General features: G+C 67.3%; 16 protein-coding genes. 9 read left to right on the top strand and 7 right to left on the bottom strand.

The features are described from left to right. Positions 1–347: 347 nt before the first annotated feature. From F1193_RS15305 to F1193_RS15265, 9 genes are all read left to right on the top strand, one after another. Positions 348–878: a DUF4760 domain-containing protein gene (locus F1193_RS15305; RefSeq protein ID WP_150098667.1), complete on the top strand. Its 531-nt coding sequence runs from the start codon at positions 348–350 to the stop codon at positions 876–878. A 254-nt stretch (positions 879–1,132) separates the two neighbouring features. Beyond that, positions 1,133–1,534: a ribosome silencing factor gene (rsfS, locus tag F1193_RS15300; RefSeq protein WP_150098666.1), complete on the top strand. Its 402-nt coding sequence runs from the start codon at positions 1,133–1,135 to the stop codon at positions 1,532–1,534. A 17-nt stretch (positions 1,535–1,551) separates the two neighbouring features. Then, positions 1,552–2,034 (top strand): 23S rRNA (pseudouridine(1915)-N(3))-methyltransferase RlmH, encoded by a 483-nt coding sequence (gene rlmH, locus F1193_RS15295; protein ID WP_150098665.1) that lies wholly within the window; start codon positions 1,552–1,554, stop codon positions 2,032–2,034. Positions 2,035–2,439: 405 nt separating this feature from the next. Continuing rightward, the gene (locus F1193_RS15290; protein ID WP_150098664.1) at positions 2,440–3,765 is read left to right on the top strand and encodes a murein hydrolase activator EnvC family protein; all 1,326 of its coding nucleotides are present in this window, start codon (positions 2,440–2,442) and stop codon (positions 3,763–3,765) included. Next, positions 3,762–5,117, top strand: a complete 1,356-nt coding sequence (locus tag F1193_RS15285; RefSeq protein WP_150098663.1) for a S41 family peptidase — start codon at positions 3,762–3,764, stop codon at positions 5,115–5,117. The genes F1193_RS15290 and F1193_RS15285 overlap by 4 nt, the downstream gene beginning before the upstream one ends. 452 nt (positions 5,118–5,569) lie before the next feature. After that, complete coding sequence (locus F1193_RS17700; RefSeq protein ID WP_150098662.1) at positions 5,570–6,832, top strand: divergent polysaccharide deacetylase family protein; 1,263 nt, start codon at positions 5,570–5,572, stop codon at positions 6,830–6,832. Between the two features lie 75 nt (positions 6,833–6,907). Continuing rightward, positions 6,908–7,510, top strand: coding sequence for a DUF6338 family protein (locus F1193_RS15275; protein WP_150098661.1), 603 nt, complete (start codon positions 6,908–6,910; stop codon positions 7,508–7,510). Positions 7,511–7,777: 267 nt separating this feature from the next. Then, the gene (locus F1193_RS15270) at positions 7,778–8,311 is read left to right on the top strand and encodes an RNA pyrophosphohydrolase (RefSeq protein WP_150098660.1); all 534 of its coding nucleotides are present in this window, start codon (positions 7,778–7,780) and stop codon (positions 8,309–8,311) included. After that, positions 8,301–8,813 (top strand): GNAT family N-acetyltransferase, encoded by a 513-nt coding sequence (locus F1193_RS15265; protein WP_246164458.1) that lies wholly within the window; start codon positions 8,301–8,303, stop codon positions 8,811–8,813. Before F1193_RS15270 ends, F1193_RS15265 begins: the two co-directional genes overlap by 11 nt. A 215-nt stretch (positions 8,814–9,028) precedes the next feature. On the opposite strand, the gene F1193_RS15260 is transcribed toward F1193_RS15265, so the two are convergent. The 7 genes from F1193_RS15260 to F1193_RS15230 form a co-directional block, all read right to left on the bottom strand. Then, positions 9,029–9,460, bottom strand: coding sequence for a F0F1 ATP synthase subunit epsilon (locus F1193_RS15260; protein ID WP_150098658.1), 432 nt, complete (start codon positions 9,458–9,460; stop codon positions 9,029–9,031). A 160-nt stretch (positions 9,461–9,620) separates the two neighbouring features. Beyond that, positions 9,621–11,060 (bottom strand): F0F1 ATP synthase subunit beta, encoded by a 1,440-nt coding sequence (gene atpD / locus F1193_RS15255; RefSeq protein ID WP_150098657.1) that lies wholly within the window; start codon positions 11,058–11,060, stop codon positions 9,621–9,623. A 17-nt stretch (positions 11,061–11,077) separates the two neighbouring features. Beyond that, positions 11,078–11,482: an organic hydroperoxide resistance protein gene (locus F1193_RS15250; protein WP_150098656.1), complete on the bottom strand. Its 405-nt coding sequence runs from the start codon at positions 11,480–11,482 to the stop codon at positions 11,078–11,080. A 25-nt stretch (positions 11,483–11,507) separates the two neighbouring features. Beyond that, positions 11,508–11,732, bottom strand: coding sequence for a hypothetical protein (locus tag F1193_RS15245; protein ID WP_150098655.1), 225 nt, complete (start codon positions 11,730–11,732; stop codon positions 11,508–11,510). A gap of 46 nt (positions 11,733–11,778) precedes the next feature. Beyond that, positions 11,779–12,654: a F0F1 ATP synthase subunit gamma gene (locus F1193_RS15240; protein ID WP_150098654.1), complete on the bottom strand. Its 876-nt coding sequence runs from the start codon at positions 12,652–12,654 to the stop codon at positions 11,779–11,781. Between the two features lie 40 nt (positions 12,655–12,694). Then, positions 12,695–14,224 (bottom strand): F0F1 ATP synthase subunit alpha, encoded by a 1,530-nt coding sequence (gene atpA, locus F1193_RS15235; protein WP_150098653.1) that lies wholly within the window; start codon positions 14,222–14,224, stop codon positions 12,695–12,697. Beyond that, positions 14,224–14,784 (bottom strand): F0F1 ATP synthase subunit delta, encoded by a 561-nt coding sequence (locus F1193_RS15230; protein ID WP_150098652.1) that lies wholly within the window; start codon positions 14,782–14,784, stop codon positions 14,224–14,226. Before F1193_RS15230 ends, atpA begins: the two co-directional genes overlap by 1 nt. Between the last annotated feature and the right edge of the window lie 20 nt (positions 14,785–14,804).

Raw genomic sequence — 14,804 nt, 5'->3', positions numbered from 1 at the left:
AAATCACCGTCCCAGAACTCTGAGACCGGTGAATCATGCAACCATGCCGGGCGCAACACCCTTTTGGGTCAGGCTCTTAAGCCATACACGCCAGCCACATGGGATGCGGCAATTATGAATGGTTAACTTCTCTGTGTCACATTGCGCTTCGACCATAGCCTCCCATTTGTAGGGCGAGGAGCTAATTCGCTCTGGCCATGAATGCGGAGATATGAGAGCCTCACTGCAATTGTGGCATCATTCTGCAGGCGGGAGGATCGATATGATTATGAAGATAGAAGGATGGGGCGGCCTCACCTAGGCTGCTTGTAACATACACGCATAGAATGTAGGCTTCGCCCCCGACATTGTCGGGGGCTTTTGTTTTGCAGGTCGATCAAAGCCTTTATGCACCAATAGCCACACTAACTGTCGGCGTTCTCGCCGCAGTGTTCGCATTTTGGGGAATCCAGAGTCAAAGAGGAATAGCCCGTCGTAGGGCCACTCTGGATTTCATCATGAAAAGCGAAACAGACGGCGACATGATCAAAGCACGCCTTAGATTTATTGAACTTTCAAAAGATGTAAACGGATTGGGTCCATGGGCCGCGTTAGATAAAGAAAAGACCGACGAAGCACAAAAGATAAAACTCATACTTAATGAATTTGAACTTATCGCTATTGGGATAAAGCGCGGAATAATAGACAAACAATTATATTGTAATTGGTTTAAAAGTGGCGCCATAAAGCACTGGGATCACGCTGAGCCGTTCGTCAATATACTGCGTAGCAGGACCGGTAACAACGCATTGTATATTGAATTTCAACAATTTGTAATGTCCATTGATAGCAAGCGAGGAAACGGGATTAAGCATAAAATTAAGCGGCTTTTAGACTGATGCACTTTTCGCTTAACCGCAGTGAGTGCTGTTGTATGCGGTATGAGTGGCCTATAAGATGGTCGGCGTCAGCTTCTGCGCCTTATGGGTGTGGCGCCAGTTTTGGCAGGTGGGGTGCAGCGACGGCGCGTGAATGTGGTCGTCGGATCGGCCGCATGACCCCTATTGATACCGCTGGCGGGAATACGGTATTCTGCGTCCGTGCCGATTGGTCGGCACGCGCAACGAGGTAAGGATCCCTGTCCACCCAGACCCTGTCCGCGGTCTCGGGCTCTGTCCCGACCGCTGCGATCTCCACGGCGCGTCCCGCTCCCGACGAGATCCTCGCTCTGGTGCTCGCCCGCCTCGACGACGACAAGGCGGAAGACACCGTCACCATTGACCTCGCCGGCAAGACGACGATTGCCGACTGGATGGTGGTCAGTTCGGGCCGCTCGCAACGGCATGTCGGCGCGATCGCCGAACACATTCTCGAACATCTCAGAAGCCACGGCGTCCAGGGCGCGAGGGTCGAAGGCCTTCCGCACTGCGATTGGGTGCTGATCGACACGGGCGATGTCATCGTCCATGTCTTCCGGCCCGAGGTGCGCGGCTTCTACAATATCGAGAAGATGTGGTCGGGCGTGCGCCCGGACAGCCGCACCCGCGCGTCCTGACCGGCGTCCGACCGGCCGTGCGGCTGCTCACTCTCGCCGTTGGCCGTCTGAAGGCGGGCCCGGAACGCGACCTGGAGGCGCGGTATCTCGACCGCGCCCGCGGAATGGGGCGTGGCCTGGGATTGGCGCCGGTGGAGCTTGGCGAGATCGCCGAGAGCGCCGCCCGCCGGCCCGACGCGCGCAAGAGCGAGGAGGCCGGCCGCCTGGCCGCGGCGCTGCCGGGCGGTTGCGCGTTGATCGCGCTCGACGAGCGTGGCAAAGCGCTCACCAGCGCCGCCTTCGCCGCCCATATCGCCCGCGAGCGCGACGGCGGGCGCGGCGATCTCGTCTTCGTCATCGGCGGGCCCGACGGCATGGCCGACGAGCTTCGCGCCCGGGCCGGTCTCGTCCTGTCGTTCGGGGCGATGACGTGGCCGCACCAGATGGTGCGCATCCTGCTCGCCGAGCAGGTCTACCGGACCATGACGCTGCTGGCCGGGCACCCCTACCACCGCGTCTAAACAGAAGTGTCCGGGCCAACCCCAACCCAGACCTGTCGACCATCATCCCGGTCCAAAGTGTCGACCATCTTCCCGGCTGAACAATCGAAGCCCCCCACCCCCGACCCCTCCCCACCGCTCGCAAAGCTCGCGGGGGGAGGGGAGAAAAGGCGACGCCTCTTCTCCTCTCCCCCCACGAACGCCGTGACTGGCGGGGAGGGGTCGGGTGGGCGGAACGCCCCGGCGCGAAGATCGTATGATGAAATTTCGCCGGGAGCCTTCGGGCAACCTCTTGGTAAATGGACCTCTTGGCAAGTGGACCTCTTGGCAAGTGGACCTCTTGGCAATCGGTGCGGGCCCGGTTGAAATCTGCCCTATCTTCGCCCGATCCCGGGTGTAGCCGGGCGGTTCACGATTCTTGAGCCGATGCGCCGCGCCCGATTGGTCATTCTGGAGATCGCAGTGTTTGCCGCCCTTGCCGTCCTGCCGCCCGCCGCGCTGTTGCCCAGCGCGCTGGCGCAGGATGCGCCGGGCCGGGAGACGACGAGTGCCGATCGCGACGAGAAGGCCCGCGAGCTCGACGCCCTGCGCGAGGACCGCCGCCGCGCCGACGAGGCCGAAGCCCGCATCCGCGCCGAGATCGACGCCATCCGCAACGACCGGCGGGCGCTGACCCAGACCCTGATCGACACCGCCGCCCGCGTGCGCGCGGTGGAGGGCAAGATCGCCTCCTCCGAGGCAAGGCTGCCGCTGCTCGACAATGAGGCGGCGCGCATTCGCGCCGCGCTGGAGGGCCGCCGCCGCCTGCTGGCGGATCTGCTGGCGGTGCTGCAGCGCATGGGCCGCACCCCGCCGCCGGCGCTGATCGCCCGGCCGGAGGACGTGCTGGAGGCGGTGCGCAGCGCCATGCTGGTCGGCTCGTTCCTGCCCGAGCTGCGGCTGGAGACCCAGGCGCTGGCGAGCGACCTCGCCGAGATGGTGCGCCTGCGCCGGGAGATCGCCGAGGAGACCAAGACGCTGGAGGCCTCGCGGACGTCGATCGCCGAGGAGCACAAGCGGCTGAGCGCCCTGGTGGAGGAGCGCCAGAAGCGCGAGCGCGACAGCGAGCGGGCGCTGGAGGCGGAGCGTCAGCGGGCGCGCGACCTCGCCAGGCAGGCCGAGACGCTCGAAAAATTGATCGCCAGCATGGAGGCGGGTCCGGCCGCCAAGGCGGCCGAGGCCGCCGCCAAGTCCGAAGTCAAGCCGGCCGACGCGCGGCCCGGCAATGCTCTGGCCGCGCTGAAGGATCCGGGCCGGCTGGCGCCGGCCATGCCCTTCGCCCAGGCCAAGGGGCTTTTGCCGCTGCCGGTCAATGGCGTACGGCTGCGGGAGTTCGGCGACAAGGACGCCATCGGCGGCGTCGAGCGCGGCCTGTCGGTGGGCACGCGGGCCAACGCCCAGGTGACGTCGCCCTGCGACGGCTGGGTGGTGTTCGCCGGGCCGTTCCGGTCCTATGGCCAACTCTTGATCATCAATGCCGGTGGCGGTTACCATATTCTCTTGGCGGGAATGGATCGGATCACCGCGCAGCTCGGGCAATTCGTCTTGACTGGCGAGCCCGTCGGCGTGATGGGTGGCGGTCCTCAGGCTGCCGCCCTGGTTTCAATCGGGACGAGACAGCCGACTCTCTATGTTGAGTTCCGAAAGGACGGAACGGCAATCGACCCCGGTCCCTGGTGGATGGCGACAGAAAGCGAAAAGGTTCGCGGATGATGCGCAGAACGCCCCTGTTCTTCGTCGGTGCAGCGGCCGGTGCCGTGCTTGCAGTCTCGGTCATTCAACCGGGGTTGACCCAGTTTGGCGCGTTCGCCAAATCGGCAGCGACGAGTGATACCTATCGGCAGCTCAATCTGTTCGGCGACGTGTTCGAGCGGATCCGCTCCGACTATGTCGAGAAGCCCGACGAATCGAAGCTGATCGAGGCGGCCATCAACGGCATGCTGACGTCGCTCGACCCGCATTCGAGCTACATGGACGCCAAGACCTTCAAGGACATGCAGATCCAGACCCGCGGCGAGTTCGGCGGGCTTGGCATCGAGGTGTCGATGGAGGACGGCCTGGTCAAGGTGGTGGCGCCGATCGACGACACCCCCGCCGCCCGGGCCGGCGTGCAGGCCGGCGACCTGATCACCCATCTCGACGGCGAGCAGGTGCAGGGCCTCACCCTGCAGCAGGCGGTCGAGAAGATGCGCGGCCCGGTCAACACGCCGATCACGCTGCGCATCACCCGCAAGGGCGCCGAGAAGCCGGTCGAGATCAAGCTGGTGCGCGACACCATCCACATCCGCGTGGTGCGCTCGCGCGAGGAAGGCGACGACAAGGACATCGCCTATATCCGCCTGTCCTCCTTTACCGAGCAGACCGCCGATGCGCTGAAGAAGGCGATCGAGGATCTCACCAAGAAGATCCCGGCCGACAAGCTGAAGGGCTTCATCATCGACCTGCGCAACAATCCGGGCGGCCTGCTCGACGCCGCCGTCGACGTGTCGGACGCCTTCCTGGAGCGCGGCGAGATCGTCTCGACCCGCGGCCGCAACAGCGACGAGACGCAGCGGCGCAACGCCCGCGGCGGCGACCTCACCAAGGGCAAGCCGATCATCGTGCTGATCAATGGCGGCTCCGCCTCGGCCTCCGAGATCGTCGCCGGCGCGCTGCAGGATCACAAGCGGGCGACCGTTCTCGGCTCGCGGTCGTTCGGCAAGGGCTCGGTGCAGACCATCATGCCGCTCGGCGCCAATGGCGCCATCCGCCTGACCACCGCGCGCTACTTCACGCCCGCCGGCCGCTCCATCCAGGCCAAGGGCATCGACCCGGACATCGAGCTGATCCAGGACTTCCCCGAGGAGCAGAAGGCCAAGGCCGGCGGCGCGGTGGAGCCGCGCGGCGAGTCCTCGCTGCGCGGCCATCTGAAGAACGACAAGGAAGACGAGCGGACCGGCTCCCCGGCCTACGTGCCGACCGATCCGAAGGAAGACAAGCAGCTCGGCATGGCCATCGACCTGCTGCGCGGCACGATCACCAACGCCGCCTTCCCGCCCAACACGAAGGGCGGCGTGCCGAACTGAACCGGCGCCGGCACTTCGGACCGAGCACGGCAACGACCCCGCCCGGCCTTTGGCCGGGCGGTTTCGTTTGGGCGCGACGGTTTCGTCTTGGGGTGACGGTTTCGTCTTGGGGTGACGGTTTCGTTTGGGCGTCGCGCACGGCACCGTTTCCGGTATCCCGAACGGATCAACCGGAAACCATCTGGAGCATTCTCCGCAAAAGCGGGAACCGGTTTTTCGGAAGAGAATGCGACAACTCAATAACTTGGAGCGTCCGCCCGGTTCAGCGAGATCGGCGGATGCTCTAGGCCGGTTCCCGGCCGCGATCGGCCGGGAGCGCGAGAAACGTTCGGCCGGTCGATCCGCAACGACGCAGCGCCAAGCCCGCCGGTGCGGACAACCCGACGTGATAGACTGACTGATGATTCGATTTCTGCGGCTTCGACGTCAGCAATACGGTCAACGGGACACGCATGTCGGTCGATGATCTTCAGCGGCCTCTCGGCACCGCGCAAGGCGCACCGAAGCGGTCCATCGGCGCCCATCTTCGCGCGCTCGGGACGAGCCTCGGGCGGATTGGGCCGGCGCCGGTGATCGCCGCCGCGGCCGGCCTCGTGGTCGGGACCGCGGTCGGCTGGGTGCTCCTGGTCGACGACCCGCTGGGCGGCGAGCCCATCGCACGGGTCAGGATCGAGGGCACCGCCCCCGCAGGCCCGCCTCCCGCAGGTGCGCCCGCCGCCGCCCCGGCCGCGCCCCAGGCCAGCACCAGCACCGGGACGGGGGAAACGGCGAACGCAACTGCCGACCGTTCGCCAAGCGAGGCGGCGCCGGCCACGCCCCAAGGGCCCTCGGTCACCGTGATCGACGGCCGCAGCGGCAAGACCAACGACGTTTCGGTGGCCGGCCCCGGCGACCGGCTGGCGCCGGCACCCGATCCGCGGCTGGTCGAGAAGGCCCGGCACGGCGCCGTGCCGCGCATCGGCGCCGACGGCACCCGCGCCTTCGAGGCCTATGCCCGGCCCGCCCCGGCCATCGGCCCCGGCAAGGCGGCGATGCCGCGCATCGCCATCGTCGTCGGCGGGCTCGGCATCAGCGCCAACGGCACCAGCGAGGCCGTCGCCAAGCTGCCGCCGGAGGTGACGCTGGCCTTCGCGCCCTACGGCACCGATCTCGACCGCGTCGTCGCCCGTGCCCGCACCCAGGGCCACGAGGTGCTGCTGCAGGTGCCGATGGAGCCGTTCGACTATCCCGACAACGACCCCGGCCCGCAGACCCTGCTGACCACGCTGACCAGCGACCAGAACATCGACCGGCTGCATTGGTTCCTGGCGCGGTTTCCCGGCTTCATCGGCGTGGCCTCCTACATGGGCGCGCGCTTCACCTCGTCGGAGAGCGCGCTGGCGCCGGTGATGCGCGAGATCACCAAGCGCGGCCTGATGTTCCTCGACGACGGCTCCTCCCAGCGCAGCGTGACGCGGGAGATCGCCGGCGGCCTCGGCGCCACCTTCGCCCGCGCCGACGTCGTGCTCGATGCCGTTGCCTCGCCGGTGGCCATCGACAACGCGCTGATGCGGCTGGAGCGCATCGCCGGCGAGCGCGGCAGCGCGCTCGGCTTCGCCACCGCGCTGCCGGTGTCGATCGACCGCGTGGCGCGCTGGGCCAAGGAGGTCGAGACCCGCGGCTACCTGCTGGTGCCGCTGAGCGCCACCGTGGCGCGCGGCAAGAAGGGGGCTTGACGAAGGGAGGGCGGCGCCTTCAGGTTGCACTCGGGAGCTCCGCTGCGTCCGCGTGCGGCAGAAGCGAGGCCGGTCATGGATGACCTCCTCAAGAATTTCGACAGTTACGGCGCCTTGGCCCTTTTTGTCGTGTTCGCTCTGCCGGGTTTCATCTCGCTTCAGGTCTGGAGCCTGCTGGTTCCCGCTGCCGCCCGCAATCTGAAGGACATCATTCCCGATGCCATGGCCTTCGGCGTGCTCAACGCCGTGGTCGGCGCGCCGGTTTTTCTGTTCTTCGCCACAACGCCCGGCCAGACCTACGCGTTGGCGGTGGCGGCGCTGGTGGTCCTGCCGGTATTTTGGCCGTTCGCGATCAAGAACGTCCTGAAACGGCTGGAACGCGCCGGCCTGATCCTGAACCGGGCGCGCAGCGGCTGGGATGCGGCGTTCCTGCGTCGGGAACCCTTTTTCGTCATCGTGCATTTGAAGGACGGCCGGCGCCTGGGCGGCTATTATGGGTATGAATCCTACGCTGGCCTCCACCCCTGCTCGGGTCACATTTACCTTGAAGCCTTGTGGTCGCTGGATGAGCAAGGCCGCTTCCTCGCCCCGATCCCGGATTCCCGCGGGGTTGTGCTGCGGCCGGACGACTATCATTTCGTCGAGCTTCTCGCGTCCCCGGAGGAGACCAATGGCTGACGATCCCAAGGCCCGTGACTCCCTGCTGGAATGGGGTGTCCGACCCCTGACGAAGCCGGAGCGCGACCCCGTCCGCACGGGCACCTCCGCCGGCCGGCCGGCGCCGAAGGGCGGCCCGCGGCCGCCCGCGGGCGGGTCCGCTGTGCCTCCACCATCCGATCGGAAGAAGTGACGCCGGCAATTTTGCTCGCCACGCTTGAGCAATGAGTTGGATTGAGACAATGAGGGCTCGCCGGCCTGCGAGTCCGGCGAGCAAGACCGCGTGCCATGACCCGTTCCGATCTCCCCCGCTCCCAAACCGACCGTCCCGAAGACCTGCCCTACCGCCCCTGCGTCGGGGTGGTGCTGTTCAATGCCCAGGGGCTGGTGTTCGTCGGCCGGCGCACCGAGGGCCCCGAGCACACCGACCAGGCCCACCCCTGGCAGATGCCGCAGGGCGGCATCGATGCCGGCGAGGACCCGTATCCGGCGGCGCTGCGCGAACTCTTTGAGGAGACCAACGTCCGCTCGGTCGCGCCGCTGGCCGAGGCGCGCGACTGGTTCACCTACGATTTGCCGCCCGAGCTCGTGGGCCTCGCCTGGAAGGGCAGGTATCGCGGCCAGACCCAGAAATGGTTCGCGCTGCGCTTCACCGGCGAGGACACCGAAATCGACATCGCCCGCCCGGCCGGCGGCGCCCACCCGCCCGAGTTCAGCGCCTGGCGCTGGGAGCGGCTGGAGCGCCTGCCCGAGCTGATCGTGCCGTTCAAGCGGCCGGTCTATGAGCGCGTCGTCGCGGAGTTCGCCCACCTTGCCGGCTGAGACGTTCCGCTGGCGGCCGCTTCAGCCTGCCGACCTCGACGCGGTGATGGCCGTGGCCGGGGTGGTGCACCCCACCTTTCCCGAGCGGCGCGAGACCTTCGCCGACAAGCTGGCCCTCGCGCCGGACTGCAATTTCGCCCTCGAAGGCGGCGACGGCGCGCTCGCCGGCTACGCCGTGGCGCTGCCGTGGCGGACGGGCGAGGTGGTGGCGCTGGATGCCGTCTATGGCGCGCTGCCCGAACCCTGCGACGTGCTCTACATCCACGACATCGCGCTGCTGCCGGCGGCGCGCGGCCGGGCGCTGGCCGGCGACGCGGTGGCGCTGCTGGTGGCTGCCGCCCGGCGGCGCGGGCTTGCGCAGCTTTCGCTGACGGCCGTCTATGGCGCGGACGCGGTGTGGGCCCGCCACGGCTTTGGCGAGATCTCGAACCCGGGGCTGCGGGCGAAGCTCGCCAGCTATGGCGAGGCAGCGCGCTACATGGTGCGGACGACCGAGGCCTGATACCAGCGGCCCCAAACGCTGACGCGTGGGGCCGTTGACCCTCGCGGATTTTCTCATCCGAAATCAGAGACTTCGCGAAAATCCGCGAGCGGAACCAACGGTCCGCGTTCGCGGCCGCTGGTATGAGACGGTGTCCGGCCGATCGCGCCTCCCGAAACGCAGAAATCCGGCCCAGGGGCCGGATTTCGCGAAATCTCGGATCGGTGCCCGGCGCGTCAGTGCCCGGCGTGGGCGCCGAAGCCGCCGCCCTGGACGAGCGCCGCCTGGAACTCCCGCAGCCGCTCGAGCCGCTCCTGCGCCGTGAGGCGCACGGCCTCGACGGTGGCGTCGGCCACGTCTTCCTCGGCGTCCTGGATCTCCTGGGCGAGGCGCGCGGCGTCGAGCTCCTCGAGCGGGATCGCCAGTTCGGCCAGCACCGTCAGGCCATCGGGGCGCGCCTCGGCGAACCCGCCGCGCACGAACATGTGGCGCGCCGGCTGGCCGGTGGCGAAGATGGTGAGGCGGCCGGGCTTCAGCGTCGAGATCACCGGCGCGTGGCCGGCCATCACGCCGAACTCGCCGTCCGCACCCGGAACCACGACGTGTTCCACCTGACCGGAAAACACCAGCTTCTCGGGGCTCACCAGCTCGAAGGAAAACTCGGCCATGTCTCAAGCTCTCGGTTCTTGAACTGCCGGGTGCAGCTCTCGTGATCGGGCGGCCGGGGAGATCCGGTGTCGGTCCGATCCCGCCGGATGCCGCGCGCGGCCTGTCGGCGGGCACGTCGGGGACACGCTGCAGCCGTGTGCCGCAGCGCCGTTGGGCCGCTTACGCGGCCTCGGCGGCGAGCTTCTTGCCCTTCTCGACCGCCTGCTCGATGGTGCCGACCATGTAGAAGGCCGGCTCGGGCAGATGGTCGTACTTGCCTTCGCACAGGCCCTTGAAGCCGCGGATCGTGTCCTCGATCGACACGAACACGCCCGGCGAGCCGGTGAACACCTCGGCGACGTGGAAGGGCTGCGACAGGAAGCGCTCGATCTTGCGGGCGCGCGCCACCGTCACCTTGTCCTCTTCCGACAGCTCGTCCATGCCCAGGATGGCGATGATGTCCTGCAGCGACTTGTAGCGCTGCAGGGTCTGCTGGACCTGGCGGGCCACCTGGTAGTGCTCCTCGCCGACGACGCGCGGGTCGAGCATGCGCGAGGTCGAGTCGAGCGGGTCGACCGCCGGGTAGATGCCCTTTTCCGCGATCGAGCGCGACAGCACGGTGGTGGCGTCGAGGTGGGCGAACGAGGTGGCCGGCGCCGGGTCGGTCAAGTCGTCGGCCGGCACGTAGATCGCCTGCACCGAGGTGATCGACCCCTTGGTGGTGGTGGTGATGCGCTCCTGCAGGGCGCCCATGTCGGTGGCCAGCGTCGGCTGGTAGCCCACCGCCGAGGGGATGCGGCCGAGCAGCGCCGACACTTCCGAGCCCGCCTGGGTGAAGCGGAAGATGTTGTCGACGAAGAACAGCACGTCCTGGCCCTGGTCGCGGAAATATTCGGCGACGGTGAGGCCGGTGAGGCCGACGCGGGCGCGGGCGCCGGGCGGCTCGTTCATCTGGCCGTACACCAGGGCGCACTTGGAGCCGGTGGTGTCGCCATTGTTCGCCTTGGGGTCCTTGTTGACGCCCGACTCGATGAACTCGTGATAGAGGTCGTTGCCCTCGCGGGTGCGCTCGCCGACGCCGGCGAACACCGAATAGCCGCCGTGGGCCTTGGCGACGTTGTTGATCAGCTCCTGGATCAGCACGGTCTTGCCGACGCCGGCGCCGCCGAACAGGCCGACCTTGCCGCCCTTGGCGTAGGGCGCGAGCAGGTCCACCACCTTGATGCCGGTGACGAGAATCTCCGCTTCCGTCGACTGCTCGGTGTAGGACGGCGCAGGCGCGTGGATCGGGCGGGTCTCGGTGTAGGGCACCGGGCCGGCCTCGTCGACCGCGTCGCCGACCACGTTCATGATGCGGCCGAGCGTGCCGGGACCGACCGGCACCGCGATCGGCTGGTCGGTGTCCCTGACCTCCTGGCCGCGCACCAGACCCTCGGTGGAGTCCATGGCGATGGTGCGCACCGTCGATTCGCCAAGATGCTGGGCCACTTCCAGCACCAGCCGCCGGCCCTGATTGTCGGTCGCGAGCGCGTTCAGAATGGCCGGCAGATGGCCCTCGAACTGCACGTCGACGACGGCGCCGATGACTTGGGTGATGCGTCCGACCTTGCTGTCAGCCATGTCCGGTCTCCGAAAGCTCAAATGACGGTCAGCGTGACGGGGATGTTCCCGCGCGTCGCCTTGGAATAGGGGCAGATGGAATGGGCGTCTTCGACCAGGGCTTCAACCTTCGCCTTGTCGGCGCCCGGAATCTGGACCTTGATCTCGACGGCGAGCGCGAAGCTGGTCGCGTCCTTGTCGATGGTGACGTCGACGGTGACCCGCGCCGCGGACCCGTCGACATCGTGTTTCTTGGCCAGCGCCAGGATGGCCTGGCCGAAGCACGACGAATAGCCGAGCGCGAACAGCTGCTCGGGATTGTGGCCGTCGCCGGGCCCGCCGAGCGCCTTGGGGAACGCCATCGCCAAGGCGAGGCTTCCGCCGTCGAGGATCGCCCGTCCCTCGCGCCCGCCCTTGGTCGTCGCCGTGGTGATGTAGGCCATGGGTGTTCCTTCGTCGGGGCGGGAGTTACGTTTCGACCAGATCGAGCCGACGCTCGATCCGCCCGAGACGGTCTTCGAACCGGTCCATACGCTGGTTCAGGCTGCCGAGCATTGCGAGCATCTGGCCGCTCACCTGCTCCAGCCCCGAAACCCGCGACTTGAGGTCGGCGATGTCGAGCTCCGTCCGTTCCTGCGAGGCGCGAATGCGCCGCAGGTGTTCCAGGACGATGCTGTCAGTGTCGCCGGCCATGCGGTTTCCCAAGTGGTTTCCCACATCCCCTTCTCAAATCCCCGGCCTACAGCGCTTCGGCGCCGGAGATGATCTCGATCAGCTCCTTCGTGATCATCGCCTGGCGTGTGCGGTTATAGGTCAGCGTCTGCTTCTTGATCATCTCGCCGGCATTGCGGGTGGCGGAGTCCATCGCCGTCATGCGCGCGCCCTGCTCGGACGCGGCATTCTCCAGCAGCGCGCGGAAGATCTGCACGGCGATATTGCGCGGCAGAAGCTCGGCGAGGATCTCGGTTTCGTCGGGCTCATAGTCGTAGACCGCCCGCGCCGCGCCGTGCTCGACCTCCGGCAGCGTGGCCGGGATGATCTGCGTCGCGGTCGGAATCTGGGCGATCACCGACCGGAAGCGGGAGAAGAACAGCGTGCAGACGTCGAAGCGGCCGGTGTCGAAGAGATCGATGATCTCCCGGGCGATCGCCTCGGCATTGTTGTAGCCCAGCGTGCGCACGCTGCGCAGCTCGACGGTCTTGATGATCTGCCGCTCGAACTGGCGGCGGAGCTGGTCGGCGCCCTTGCGGCCGACGCAGAAGAACGAGACGTCCTTGCCGTCCGCCGCCAGCGCCAGCGCACGCTCGCGCGCCAGGCGGACGATGGAGGAGTTGAACGGGCCGCACAGGCCGCGCTCGGAGGTGCAGACCAGCAGCAGATGGCGCTGCTGGGAGCCGGTTCCGGCCAAGAGCTTGGGCGCCTGCGACAGGTCGGACACCGCGCCGGCGATATTGCCGAGCACCTGCTCCATGCGCTCGGCGAACGGCCGGGCCGCCACGGCGGCGGCCTGGGCGCGGCGGAGCTTGGCCGCCGCCACCATCTGCATGGCCTTGGTGATCTTCTGGGTCGCCTTGACCGAGGCGATCCGGTTGCGCAGTTCCTTCAGGCTCGCCATGGCGCGGGTCGCATCCTGCTCTTGATGGTGCCGCCCGCGATCAGGCGAAGGTCTTGGCGAAGGCGTCGCAAGCCGCCTTCAGCTTGGCGCGAACGTCGTCCGCGAGCTGACGGCTGGTGCGGATGCTCTCCAGAATGTCCGGATGCTTGGCATAGAGGTAGCTGAGCAGCCCTTCCTCGAAGCCGCGCACCTTGGAGACCGGCAGCGGGTCGAGATAGCCCGAGGTGCCGGCGAAGATCACCGCCACCTGCTCCTCCATCTTCAGCGGCGAGAACTGCGGCTGCTTGAGGAGCTCGGTGAGGCGGGCGCCGCGGTTGAGCATGCGCTGCGTGGCGGTGTCGAGGTCGGAGCCGAACTGGGCGAAGGCCGCCATTTCGCGGTACTGCGCCAGCTCGCCCTTGATCTTGCCGGCGACCGACTTCATCGCCTTGGTCTGGGCCGCCGAGCCGACGCGCGACACCGACAGGCCGACGTTCAGCGCCGGGCGGATGCCCTGGTAGAACAGGTCGGTCTCCAGGAAGATCTGACCGTCGGTGATCGAGATCACGTTGGTCGGGATGTAGGCGGAGACGTCGTTGGCCTGGGTCTCGATCACCGGCAGCGCGGTCAGCGAACCCGAGCCGTTGTCGTCGTTCATCTTGGCCGCGCGCTCAAGCAGGCGCGAGTGGAGATAGAACACGTCGCCGGGATAGGCTTCGCGGCCCGGCGGGCGGCGCAGCAGCAGCGACATCTGGCGGTAGGCGACGGCCTGCTTGGACAGGTCGTCATAGAAGATCACCGCGTGCATGCCGTTGTCGCGGAAGAACTCGCCCATGGCGCAGCCCGAGAACGGCGCCAGGAACTGCATCGGCGCCGGGTCGGAGGCGGTGGCGGCGACGACGATCGAATATTCGAGCGCGCCGTTCTCTTCCAGCGCCTTCACGAACTGGGCGACGGTCGAGCGCTTCTGGCCCACCGCGACATAGACGCAGTAGAGCTTGACGTGCTCGTCGGTCGACGCGTTGAGCGGCTTCTGGTTCAGGATGGTGTCGAGGATGATCGCGGTCTTGCCGGTCTGGCGGTCGCCGATGATCAGTTCGCGCTGGCCGCGGCCGATCGGGATCAGCGCGTCGATCGCCTTGAGGCCGGTCGCCATCGGCTCGTGCACCGACTTGCGCGGAATGATGCCCGGCGCCTTGACGTCGACGCGGCGGCGCTCGGTGGCCTCGATCGGGCCCTTGCCGTCGATCGGGTTGCCCAGCGCGTCGACCACGCGGCCGAGCAGGCCCTTGCCGACCGGCACGTCGACGATGGCGCGGGTGCGCTTGACGGTGTCGCCTTCCTTGATCTCGCGGTCGTTGCCGAAGATCACGACGCCGACATTGTCGATTTCGAGGTTCAGCGCCATCCCGCGGATGCCGTTGGTGAACTCGACCATCTCGCCGGCCTGGACGTTGTCGAGGCCGTAGACGCGGGCAATGCCGTCGCCGACCGACAACACCTGCCCGACTTCCGAGACTTCCGCCTCCTGGCCAAAGCCTTTGATCTGCTGCTTGAGAATCGCAGAAATTTCAGCGGCGCGGATGTCCATCAGCCGACCTCTTTCATCGCGTGCCTGATCGCGTTCAGTTTGGTGCGCAGCGACGCATCGACCATGCGGCTGCCGAGTTTGACGATAAGACCGCCGATCAGCGCCGGATCGACGGTCACGTCGATGGCGACATCCTTGCCGGTCACATGATTGAGCGTCTCCGCCAGCGCGGTGCGGTGGGCGTCCGACAGCGGCTCGGCCACCGTCACCTGCGCCCGCACCTCGCCCTTGTGGCGGGCGACCCGGGCGCGGTAGCCGCGCAGGATGCCCTGCACCGCGAACAGGCGGCGATTGGCGGTTATGGTTTTCAGGAAGTTGCCGGCGAGCCCGCCGATCTCGACCTTGTCCAGCACGGCGGTGATCGCCTTGAGCTGCTCGTCCGACCCGAACACCGGGCTTTCGACGAGACGGCGCAGGTCGTCACAGTCGTTGAGAAGCGCTTCGAAGCGGTCGAGGTCGGCGGAGACGGCATCGAGCGAGCCGGCCTCCAGCGCAAGTTCGAACAGAGCGGTCGCGTAGCGACCTGCCATGCCGGATACGATCGGTTCTTCGCCTTGCACGTCGCGTCTCGGGCTTGTTC

The sequence above is a fragment of the Blastochloris sulfoviridis genome (genome assembly GCF_008630065.1).
GTDB classification, from domain to species: Bacteria; Pseudomonadota; Alphaproteobacteria; order Rhizobiales; family Xanthobacteraceae; genus Blastochloris; species Blastochloris sulfoviridis.
The sequence above is the reverse complement of the archived record's forward strand: the minus strand, read 5'-3'. Positions and strand labels throughout refer to the sequence as shown.